13 protein-coding genes are annotated in these 10,283 nt (G+C 33.2%); all 13 read right to left on the reverse strand.

Annotated elements, in window-relative coordinates; all coding sequences use genetic code 11:
- The coding region (locus RMR19_RS10880; RefSeq protein WP_310603515.1) for a hypothetical protein at positions 1–708 on the reverse strand (708 nt) is incomplete at its 3' end.
- 735 nt (positions 709–1,443) lie between these two features.
- On the reverse strand, positions 1,444–1,710 hold the full coding sequence (locus tag RMR19_RS10885; protein ID WP_310603516.1) for a hypothetical protein: 267 nt from the start codon (positions 1,708–1,710) through the stop codon (positions 1,444–1,446).
- Positions 1,711–1,793: 83 nt separating this feature from the next.
- A complete protein-coding gene (locus RMR19_RS10890) occupies positions 1,794–2,537 on the reverse strand; it encodes a 4-hydroxy-tetrahydrodipicolinate reductase (RefSeq protein WP_310603517.1) in 744 nt (247 codons plus the stop codon).
- The gene (locus tag RMR19_RS10895; RefSeq protein WP_310603518.1) at positions 2,537–2,734 is read right to left on the reverse strand and encodes a hypothetical protein; all 198 of its coding nucleotides are present in this window, start codon (positions 2,732–2,734) and stop codon (positions 2,537–2,539) included. Before RMR19_RS10895 ends, RMR19_RS10890 begins: the two co-directional genes overlap by 1 nt.
- A 12-nt stretch (positions 2,735–2,746) precedes the next feature.
- Complete coding sequence (locus RMR19_RS10900; RefSeq protein ID WP_310603519.1) at positions 2,747–3,376, reverse strand: ABC-2 transporter permease; 630 nt, start codon at positions 3,374–3,376, stop codon at positions 2,747–2,749.
- Positions 3,376–4,236 carry an ABC transporter ATP-binding protein gene (locus RMR19_RS10905; protein WP_310603520.1) on the reverse strand — a complete coding sequence of 287 codons (861 nt, stop codon included), beginning with the start codon at positions 4,234–4,236 and terminating at the stop codon, positions 3,376–3,378. Before RMR19_RS10905 ends, RMR19_RS10900 begins: the two co-directional genes overlap by 1 nt.
- 1 nt (position 4,237) lies before the next feature.
- Positions 4,238–4,612: a GntR family transcriptional regulator gene (locus RMR19_RS10910; protein ID WP_310603521.1), complete on the reverse strand. Its 375-nt coding sequence runs from the start codon at positions 4,610–4,612 to the stop codon at positions 4,238–4,240.
- Positions 4,613–4,884: 272 nt separating this feature from the next.
- The gene (gene tsf / locus RMR19_RS10915; protein ID WP_310603522.1) at positions 4,885–5,811 is read right to left on the reverse strand and encodes a translation elongation factor Ts; all 927 of its coding nucleotides are present in this window, start codon (positions 5,809–5,811) and stop codon (positions 4,885–4,887) included.
- Between the two features lie 305 nt (positions 5,812–6,116).
- Positions 6,117–6,845 carry a 30S ribosomal protein S2 gene (gene rpsB / locus RMR19_RS10920; RefSeq protein WP_310603523.1) on the reverse strand — a complete coding sequence of 243 codons (729 nt, stop codon included), beginning with the start codon at positions 6,843–6,845 and terminating at the stop codon, positions 6,117–6,119.
- A gap of 159 nt (positions 6,846–7,004) precedes the next feature.
- The gene (locus RMR19_RS10925) at positions 7,005–7,697 is read right to left on the reverse strand and encodes a hypothetical protein (protein WP_310603524.1); all 693 of its coding nucleotides are present in this window, start codon (positions 7,695–7,697) and stop codon (positions 7,005–7,007) included.
- A gap of 32 nt (positions 7,698–7,729) precedes the next feature.
- On the reverse strand, positions 7,730–8,440 hold the full coding sequence (locus RMR19_RS10930) for a DUF6115 domain-containing protein (RefSeq protein WP_310603525.1): 711 nt from the start codon (positions 8,438–8,440) through the stop codon (positions 7,730–7,732).
- 122 nt (positions 8,441–8,562) lie between these two features.
- A complete protein-coding gene (locus tag RMR19_RS10935; RefSeq protein WP_310603526.1) occupies positions 8,563–8,772 on the reverse strand; it encodes a hypothetical protein in 210 nt (69 codons plus the stop codon).
- Positions 8,773–8,798: 26 nt separating this feature from the next.
- On the reverse strand, positions 8,799–10,283 hold a 1,485-nt coding region (locus RMR19_RS10940; protein WP_310603527.1), incomplete at its 5' end, for a DUF342 domain-containing protein.

A 10,283-nucleotide genomic window follows, 5' to 3' on the forward strand; every position in this document is an offset into this window, starting at 1 on the left:
CATATTAATAACTCTTATTAGTTTCTTTTCATAATCAAATAACTTTTCATCAGTACAAACATTTATCAAAAAAGTATCATAAAGAAACTTTTTATTTTCTCTTAAAACCTTCATATATTCAAGGATTGTATCATTTAATTGTCCTAAAACTCCTTTTTTAAAGAATTTATTTAGATAGGATATATTAAAAAAATAAAGCTTTTTTGTTATATCAATATCAGATAAACTTTTAGCATCAGATGCTGTTGAAGAATATTTGACTAATTCTTTAGAAAGAAACTCAGTATTTCCATTCATATACAATTCGTTTATTCTTTGAAATATGTGATTAAATTCTTTTCGTATTTGAACACCTAATAAAAAGCGTTTTTGATACATTTCATATTTTCCCAACCCCATCATTTGGCTTGTCCGTATAAATGGAGTATACCCTGGTTTAATGCTCGGTTGATTTTTAATTTTGAAAGTTAATAATTCTGAAGAAGTTTCAGCAAAATATTTAGGAATTCCGTCATATACTTGTATAGCACTTTTAGTTTTTATATCTATCGTTAAATCTTCATCGTAAACCATTAAGACGAACTTTAAAGTTGTTCTACACTCTGGGCAAATAATGCAAACAGGTGTTTCTTCAACATGTCCTACTTGCCACTTCAAATTAATTACTGATTCACAAACTCCACATTTCATCAATACATTCGTTACCATAATATTCCTTTCTGTAACAAACCAACAAATTCATTAATATTACGTATCTCCGACACCCCAAAATTATATCATAAAGATTTTCTTCGTAAACAATGTTTATACAAACTATGAAAAATCAACACATTAACAAAAACTCCCCTGTTATCAACATGAATATCCTGCGACTTTCCAGCTAAATTTCTTCATATCATTTCATCACAGAAGGAGACCTACTATTAATATCTGGTTTATACTCTTTATTGGTTAATCTTACACAGTAGTGCGCAAGCCGTCCACGCTTAATGTTTATAACGACTATCCAACAAATAATTCCAGCCCAAATGCCTACTTCTGGCAACCACTGCTGACTCTACCCTAATTTCTACAGCAAAGACAATTGCTCAATGTTCTTCATTTTGACATAATTCGTACTTACTGAAAGGTAGAAGATAATTGTGTTTCTCATACTTCTTATTCTAGAGATGTGATAATATCGAAGCAAGTCTCGGTTTCTCATCACTTTTATTTATAATATCATATTACAACAACATTATATACCATAATATTCCACAATGCAACTATTACATCATTCACTATGCTACATTACTTCGCAAATAAGAATCTCCATTTAGCTTTATGCAAAAAACCTCCTATATTACACTTAATACAGACTTGTACACTCCCAAACATATAAATTATTACATGTTTATATGTCAAGAAAAGAGAGTTACCTCTCTAGTAGCTCTCTCATCAACATCATGCCCTCTCTACTATCAAATTATCCTGTCCAGCTCGCATAGGCGTTCTTATTAGATACTCAAAAGGATCATAGTGATCCATATCCAATTCTTCTAAAAGTTGGCGTATGTCCTCTCTATTCTTTGGTAGTACTCTCATAACAATAAAAGACGGAACATAATTTCTTCTTACACATTCCTCTTTCTTAACATCTAAATCCAATCCAGGTATTCCCCCGAACGCATCTTCATCAATACAACATAGCTCATCTATCTTTTTATACATTGGCCTAAATACATACATAAATTCTTCATTCCAATAATGATAATACGTAAGTGTTGCAACAGTATAGTTCTTTGCCTCTTACATTACTCTACAAAATCATCTATCGTATATAACCCATTTTCCTTGTTGCTCAGCATAAATATAATTTTCACAATTCCATCAGCAAAACATCTTCTTGATGTAGCCTTGTGGCTAAATGCAATCTCTTCTCCAGACATATTCGCAAAAAGTACTCTGTGTTCTCCATGTACGATTCCCGCTCTAATACTGCACATCTCTATATTTAATGTGTTATTTGCTTCCAACAAAGCATCTCTTATGGCTAATGCAGTTCCACTTGGTGCATCTTTTTTCTCTTTATGATGTACCTCCGTGATAGAAACATCAATATCTCTTACTACTTTTGCATAGTTTTTCAATGCCTCGATGAAATATACCAACTCAAAACTGTAGTTTGCTGATTTAACAATAATCATTTCTTTGGCTAATGCATCAATCTTTTTCGTATCATCTGCATTAAATCCTGTTGTTGCCAGAATAATTGGCTTTTTCAGTTGCATGTACTTTTCATAATTGTCATTTATAAATGCATCTCTATTCGTTACGTCAATCAATACATCGCATTCTTTCGCTAATAGTATATCATCAGCAATTATAACTGGTGCTGTTTCTGTATTTTGAGAAAGTATCTTTCCTGCAGATGCACTTCTCTTACTTGCTATTGCTGAAGTAATTTGACAATCCTCTCTTTCTGCTATAACATTTATAATTTCTTTCGCTAGTTTTCCGTTACAACCTACTATTCCAACTTTAAGTATATTATTCATTATAAACACGTCCTTTCGCTTTTGTTAACTGTTTTGATAATTGATAATATAGAAATTAGCGTTACTAACTTACCTACAATCTGAGTCATTATATTAATTATACCTGCAAATCCATACACGCTATCTACAATTAAGATATCATTCCCAGCTCGCATAGGTGTTCTTATTAGATAATCAAAAGAATTATAGTGATCCATATCCAATTTGTACTATTCCTTATTTCTATATAGGCAAACAGAAATCCTATAGACAAATACATTTGCTATGACTGCGATAATAATCACACCAAAAATCAAAGAGCTACTCATCATATACTTATATATTAGCGCTATAAGTCCCATGTATGGGAAAAATACAAGCGCACCAATTATATCTGCTTTTTGGGCCTCAAATATTTGAAATATCAAGAACTCGATTGGCATGAAAACCGAAGCCAACAGTAAACCGTGTGGTAGAATATTCACTTGAACAACCGCAAATATTTCTGGTCTTATTACATGTGTTACAACAGAAAACAAAACTAACAGAGGCGTGGCAATTAAGCAGAAAAGATAAACAATAACACCTCTTGTCCCAATAATTATATTTGATGTCACAGGTAAAATACCGAATAGTAATTTTGTTTTATATTTTTCGTCATTGAACATAAAATTTCGCATAATCAAATAAGATAACATCAAAAGACCCATCGTGTATATAATGACATTTGCCAAATCATTATTGGCGTTTATTTGATTAAAAAACATCAGAAATAATGCAATACTAAGTAGTTGTAACCAAAGAATTTGGCTCAATGATGAAATCTGCATTTTTATAAAATTAAGAAAGTTTGAGTGCATTATTTAAGCCTCCTTGTATAGTAGAGCATAATATCTTCTATTGTTGGAACTTCATAAACAAATTTATCAGCGAAATACTTTTTGAGTTCCATTCTATTATCTGTCAGCCCCTCAAATCCATAAGGTGTTTTTTTAATACCTACAAAATTGTTCTCATACTCAGGCAATAAAACCGCCGTATCTCCCTTTACAATGGCATGCTGCTCCTTAATTTCATCCTTTTGTCCTTGTAGAATAATTTCTCCATTAAATATAAAAATTAAATAGTCTGCAATGTTATCAAGGTCAGAAGTTATATGTGTTGACATCAAAACAGTTTTACCTTCCTCTAATACGATATCTTTGAGTATTTCAATCAGCTCACTTCTCACCAAAGGATCAAGACCAGATGTAGGCTCATCTAGAATAAAAAGTTCTGCATCATGCGATAGAGCAAGAACAAGTGCATATTTCATTCTCATACCTCTAGATAACTCTTTAATCTTTTTATTTTCTGGCAGACCAAATTTTTGAATATAGTTTTGATAAGCATTATCATTCCATGTTGGATACATAGGTGCAATCAATTTTTTCATTTTTTGTAATGTTAAATCTTCGTAAAAATGTCCATCATCAAGAACAACTCCAAGCTTGGATTTTATTTCCAAATCCTCATTAATACTGTCCATATTCATTACTGTAATTTTTCCATCGTCAGGCTTAATAATGTTTAATATGCTTTTAATGGTTGTCGTCTTTCCTGCGCCGTTAGGTCCTATGAATCCAGTTAATGTTCCTTTTTCTAGTAATATGTTTATGTTACGCAAGCTGAAATCATTATAGTTTTTACAAAGACCACAGATATCTAAAACAGTATCCATCTTATTCCTCCAAACTTAACTCATCTATTATTTTTTTCAAATCTTCACCCAATATTCCAACTGGTCTCCCATACTCAATAATGTACTCAAGTTTTTTTTCAATCTCTACCAATCTAGTTTCTCGAAGAAGTTCCATATTTTGTGGTGCAACAAAAGAACCTTTCCCTGCCATGTTAATAGTAAATCCTTCTGCCTCTAAACACTCATATGTTTTCCTAGTCGTGATAACACTTACGTTCAGATCCTTTGCCAATCCCCTAACAGAAGGCAAAAGATCACCTTCCTTTAGTTCGCCAGATAGGATAGCGGATTTTATTTGGTTCATAATTTGCTCATAGATTGGTACATCAGCAGAATTTACAATGATAATATTCAATAGTTTATCACCTCAACCTTCAATTTATTTCAGACAATTTTATTCCAGAACAGTATATAATGTGTATGCGCGATAAGCACAGTATAGCATATGACTTTTTTAGTGTCAATGCTCTTAAAGGAAATAAGAAATTGATAATCTTAGCTGGTTCGATAAAAACCTTATGAAACATCAAAAAAGACCCCAAACCCCTTATATATCAGATAAAAACCGATACTATAAGGCATTCAGAGCCTTTCCAAGTTTATATTTTATTGTATTGAAAACTTTGCTTATTTAGCCATTTGAGCTGCTACTTCAGCTGCGAAATCTTCTGATTTCTTTTCGATTCCTTCACCTGTTTCAAAACGAACGAATTTCTTAATTGTCATTTCTGCACCAGCTTCTTTTGCTGCTGTTTCAACGTATTTTTTAACCGTTACATCTTCATCCGTGATGAATGCTTGTTCTAATAAACAAACATCTATGAATGGTTTTTTAAGACGACCAATAATCATTTTTTCAATGATGTTTTCTGGTTTGTCTGGATTTTCGTTCATTGCTTGTGCTTTTAAGATGTCTTTTTCATGTTCTTTGTATTCAGCAGGAACATCTTCAGATGATAAATATTTAGCTGAAATTGCTGCTACTTGCATAGCTACATCTTTAGCGATTGCTTTTGTTTTATCATTAACTACGTTTGATTCAACCTCAACTAAAACACCTACTCTACCACCAGCGTGGATGTATGATTCAACGAATCCGTTTTCAGCAGTGATTTTTTCAAATCTTCTGATGTTCATGTTTTCACCGATAACAGCGATTTGTGATGCTAAAGCTTCTTTTACAGTCTTAGTTGTATCAGCTGCCCAAGCTTCTGCTAAGAAAGCTTCGATATCTGTAGTTGAAGTCATAGCTGCTTGAGCTGCTACTTCTGCTACATAAGTTTGGAATTTTTCGTTTTTCGCAACGAAATCTGTTTCACTGTTTACTTCTACGATAGAAGCTACTTTACCATCAGCAGATACGTTAGTTGCAACAAGACCTTCTGCTGCGATTCTACCAGCTTTCTTTTCAGCTGCAGCAAGACCTTTTTCTCTTAAAAACTCTACTGCTTTGTCCATATCACCTTCAGTTGCAGCAAGAGCTTTTTTACAATCCATCATTCCTGCACCTGTCATTTCTCTAAGTTCTTTTACCATTGAAGCTGTAATATCCATTGTTTAAATACCTCCGTTATTAATTTACGTTTCCGTATTTTATTCTTATTATATGAGCAGCATTTCGCCACTCTATTTAACATAAAACATATATATATTCTGCAAGTAATCGCATAATATACAAGCTATTAATTCACTCATAATAACAAAAATACAGTATATGAATTTTCTATTATTATTGAAATAATGCTTCAACTGGGCAACCCTGCTGAAGCATTATCGCTAGAATGTGTCTAAAAAACCTGTACTTTACTGTGCAATAATTTTCAGACACGCTCTACCCCTTAAAGGGTATAGATATCCGATTACGCTTCTACTGCTTCATCAACAGGAGTTTCATCGTTTAATTGAGCACCTTGGTTTGCTTCGATAACTGCGTCAGCCATCTTAGCAACGATTAATTTAACTGCTCTGATTGCATCATCATTACCAGGAATTACGAAATCTAATTCTTCTGGATCACAGTTAGTATCAGCAATACCGATTAGTGGAATTCCTAATGTATGTGCTTCTTGAATACAGATTCTTTCTTTCTTTGGATCAACTACGAAGATTGCATCTGGAATGTTCTTCATGTTCTTGATACCACCAAGATTCTTTTCAAGTTTTTCTTGTTCCTTCTTAAGGTTGATAACTTCTTTCTTAGGAAGAACATCGAAAGTACCATCTTCAGACATAGTTTCGATAGCTTTTAATCTTGCAATTCTACCTTGGATAGTTTTGAAGTTTGTAAGCATACCACCTAACCATCTTTCGTTTACATAGTACATTCCACAACGTTCAGCTTCTGATTTAACAGAATCTTGAGCTTGTTTCTTAGTACCAACGAAAAGAACAGTACCACCGTCAGCTACAACATCTTTAATTGCGTTGTAAGCTTCGTCTACTTTACCTACAGATTTTTGTAAGTCGATAATGTAGATACCGTTTCTTTCAGTATAGATGTACTCAGCCATTTTAGGGTTCCATCTTCTAGTTTGGTGTCCAAAGTGTACACCTGCTTCAAGTAATTGTTTCATTGATATAACGCTCATAATTTACCTCCATTTGGTTGTCTTCTTCCGTATATTTCAGCTTACTAGTAGACCTTTCGGCACCCTGCTAGAAATCAATATACGTGTATTTTAACATAGCAAGTATATCACATGATTTTTCATATGACAAGCTTTTTTTATTTTATTTACGTTTTTTATTTATTTACGTTTTCCTGCAATAATGTCTGCAATCTTCTTATACGTAGCATCAACAGGTATCAAATAGTTACCAGTTCGTATTCTCCCTGAATAGCCATTCTCAGACATATATCTACGGAATTCATCTGGGTCTTCAATAACACCTTTTTCCTTTAACAATTTCCCTACACTTGTAGCTGTCATTCCTGTTGTTATCTCAATAGGGATATAATCAATTGATACGACCAAATTATTGTTCTTTTTTGAATCATTATCATTCGACTCATCCTCTTTCGAATCATTTTCATTTGTTTCCTTATTTGCTGAATCTTGCGTATCATCGGATTCTTTATTTGGTAAATCTACGTTATCATCATTTTGACTATCATTATTTACTTCATTTTGTGATGTATCGTCCTCCTTAGAACTATCATCCTTAGGATTATCCACATGTTGAACTTCATCTTGATTTTTTATATCCTGATTATCTTCTTGATTTTGATCCTCTTGCTGAGATTCATCACCTTTTACATCTTCTGTCGATTCCATTACCATACCATAGCCCATAGCTTTTTCCATAATTTCTTCTTTTGTCAAAGCATTATCTTTAATTATTTTACTGCGAGATGCCTGTAACGATATCGACATTATAATAGCCGTGAATATAATACCAATCCCAAAACCACGAATAAAGTATTTTAGTTTTAATTTCATATACAATCCAAACCTTCCTAACCAACAATAAGTTAATTTTGCTTATAAAGATTTATTACAAAACTCACTTCCCCTTTTCCTAAATCAAGAGTCTTTGCAATTTCAGTAATTGTTTTCCCTTCAGCATACAATCTCATAATTTCTTGGTTGTTATTTTGTTTATCTTCTTCCGTAAATGCTTGCTCATGGTACGTATAACCTGTATTATTAACAAGCATAGCTGCCTCATCATCATTAATACCTTGAATATCTCTCGCAGGTTGTTTGACTTTGCTATCTATTGCAGCCACATCTTTAGAATTCGTTTGGTTGTTATGTGTACTATCATTTGTTTGTGTATTCGCTAGCTGATTTTCCTTTTTAGAATAATCATTTCTTTTCGAATAGTTCTCTTTCATAACATTCTCTTTTTCATTAAGCATATTATATAAGAATACTACTTCTGTATGATTTTGTTCTATCTTCTCGATAAGTTGCTCCGAATAATCACTAATAGCAATTATCTTTTCATTTGTCACTTTGTTAAGGGTATTCTCTGTCTTAACAATTAGTGCTTCTGATATTTTTGTTAAATTGTCCTCTACAGTATCCTGTATTGCAAGTATGGCATCTTCATCTAATCTTTGTGTCGCATTCATCACCTGTCCTTTTTCCCCTTTCGAAGTTGCCTTCTCTGTGAAAAAGAAACTTACCAACACTAAAACTAAACCAAGAATCACCATGAATACATCAAATATTGTCATATACATTCTCCTACTTATACCTTAATATCAAATGAACCACCATTGGTTGGGTGCGTACTCACCTTAGATTCCTCCTGGTTTTTCTTTCCCTTCTGATTTTTATTCCCTTGTGATTGTCCATTTCATTTTTCTTTCGCATCATAACGAAACTCTTTGTTTTCACCTTTGCTAGTTTCCACCGTTCTTCGCTGTTCATGCTTAACATGTTGTTGAAATGCACTATTCATCTGTGCTTGCTCTTCTGTTGGACGTTGCATTTCAACTTGTTTAATATTCGATACTTCATTTGTACGAGGTATCAACGTCAACATATCTAATGGAGTAATCGGCATAGGACCCTCTCCTTTCTATTAATTGACTACATTAACCCTACCACTTTAATATCTGCTTTATCTTTTACAAATTGGCAATGGTGCTCCGCATTCTTTACAATATACATGATACTTCCAATCGATATACGAACTCCGGAATATGCCATATTCTCAACGATAACTTTACCATTAATATTCTCTTCCATCTGTTCTTGCAATTCATCATACTGTTCCATTAGCGGTATCAGTTTTTGATCAATCTCCGCATTTTGTATTGATAGCTTTTGCAGATGCTGTAGCTTATCTGCTGATAACTTTTCTCCAGTCATAACCTTCTTTTTAAACAATGTTAAGATTTGAACAATTTTTTCTTTCTCCTCTTGCATTGAAACAATTTGAGCTTCGCAATCTTTATAAGAATCAACTAATGTAGGATCAACTCCCACCTCTAGTACTGTTGTCGTACCCATTGTAGAACCTGCCGTTTTTAGGCGAATTAGAGAACCTGCTTTAATTTCCCCACCAGTTACAAAGCCTTTTTTACCGCTAACAATAACATCTGTTCTTGCCGATATCTTACTGTGCAATACCGCTTCTGTATCTACATAACCACCTGATTTTACAGTCGAGCTTTCAATAAACTTACTTAGTATATTCCCCTTTGCTTGTAAAAGACCACGATTCATTCCTTGAATACCACGTTTTAATATAATTTGACCATCACTATACAGCTCTGCACCTTCTACAACACCTTCTACAATAATGTCTCCTTTTGCACGAACAGTAAATCCTGTTCTAACATTTCCTTTTATATGAACATTACCATCATAAGAGATGTCTCCTGTTGATGTATCTACATCTGCTAATACATTAAATGTATCAGATACAAATACTTTATCATCCGCTAAATCAACATGCCCTGCAACACCTGAATACATCTTTAATCCATCTTCTGAAAGATAGATATTATTTCCATGCCTCATTATTTTGTTAGTAACTTTTTGTGGACGAATTACGTTTCCAAGAACATCTATTCCAGGGGTTCCTGTATCTGCAGGAAATAATTCCGCTATTAATTGATCCTTCTCTACATGACTAATCGTATCTAATTGATGAAAATCAACAGAACCATCCTCATTATGCTTTGGTTTTAATGTACGATCTGTTTGAAAATAATACTTAATCTGTGCACTTTTTCCCTCTACTGCCTCTAATCCCTTTGCAATTACAATATTCGTATTATAACAGCGTTCTCGTAAAAAATCTGCTATCACAGCAGGTTGAACACCATATTTAATCCCTTCTCTTGTAATAGCCGATTTGATATCTCCCTCATCTAATAACTTCCCGTTAACAGAAGGTGGATACCATTTTGCTAATGCTGTTTTTCTATCCTCTGCTATCGTTATTGTCATCAGTTCCATAACAGGTAATGCTTTACCTTCACATAATTTTATTTCTGTTTCTTCACTTAAAGAAACAACTGCGGAGTGTAACGCCTTAATATCATAATCATTAATTTTTACTTTCCC

The sequence above is a fragment of the Anaerosporobacter sp. genome, assembly GCF_031551385.1.
GTDB lineage: Bacteria > Bacillota > Clostridia > Lachnospirales > Lachnospiraceae > Anaerosporobacter.

What these genes read in the sequence shown, in the direction of transcription:
- tsf (WP_310603522.1), bottom strand. Translation starts at nt 5,811, where the DNA reads ATGGATATTACAGCTTCAATGGTAAAAGAACTTAGAGAAATGACAGGT.
- rpsB (WP_310603523.1), bottom strand. Translation starts at nt 6,845, where the DNA reads ATGAGCGTTATATCAATGAAACAATTACTTGAAGCAGGTGTACACTTT.
- RMR19_RS10890 (WP_310603517.1), bottom strand. Translation starts at nt 2,537, where the DNA reads ATGAATAATATACTTAAAGTTGGAATAGTAGGTTGTAACGGAAAACTA.
- RMR19_RS10885 (WP_310603516.1), bottom strand. Translation starts at nt 1,710, where the DNA reads ATGTATAAAAAGATAGATGAGCTATGTTGTATTGATGAAGATGCGTTC.
- RMR19_RS10905 (WP_310603520.1), bottom strand. Translation starts at nt 4,236, where the DNA reads ATGGATACTGTTTTAGATATCTGTGGTCTTTGTAAAAACTATAATGAT.
- RMR19_RS10930 (WP_310603525.1), bottom strand. Translation starts at nt 8,440, where the DNA reads ATGACAATATTTGATGTATTCATGGTGATTCTTGGTTTAGTTTTAGTG.
- RMR19_RS10925 (WP_310603524.1), bottom strand. Translation starts at nt 7,697, where the DNA reads ATGAAATTAAAACTAAAATACTTTATTCGTGGTTTTGGGATTGGTATT.
- RMR19_RS10900 (WP_310603519.1), bottom strand. Translation starts at nt 3,376, where the DNA reads ATGCACTCAAACTTTCTTAATTTTATAAAAATGCAGATTTCATCATTG.
- RMR19_RS10895 (WP_310603518.1), bottom strand. Translation starts at nt 2,734, where the DNA reads ATGGATCACTATAATTCTTTTGATTATCTAATAAGAACACCTATGCGA.
- RMR19_RS10935 (WP_310603526.1), bottom strand. Translation starts at nt 8,772, where the DNA reads ATGCCGATTACTCCATTAGATATGTTGACGTTGATACCTCGTACAAAT.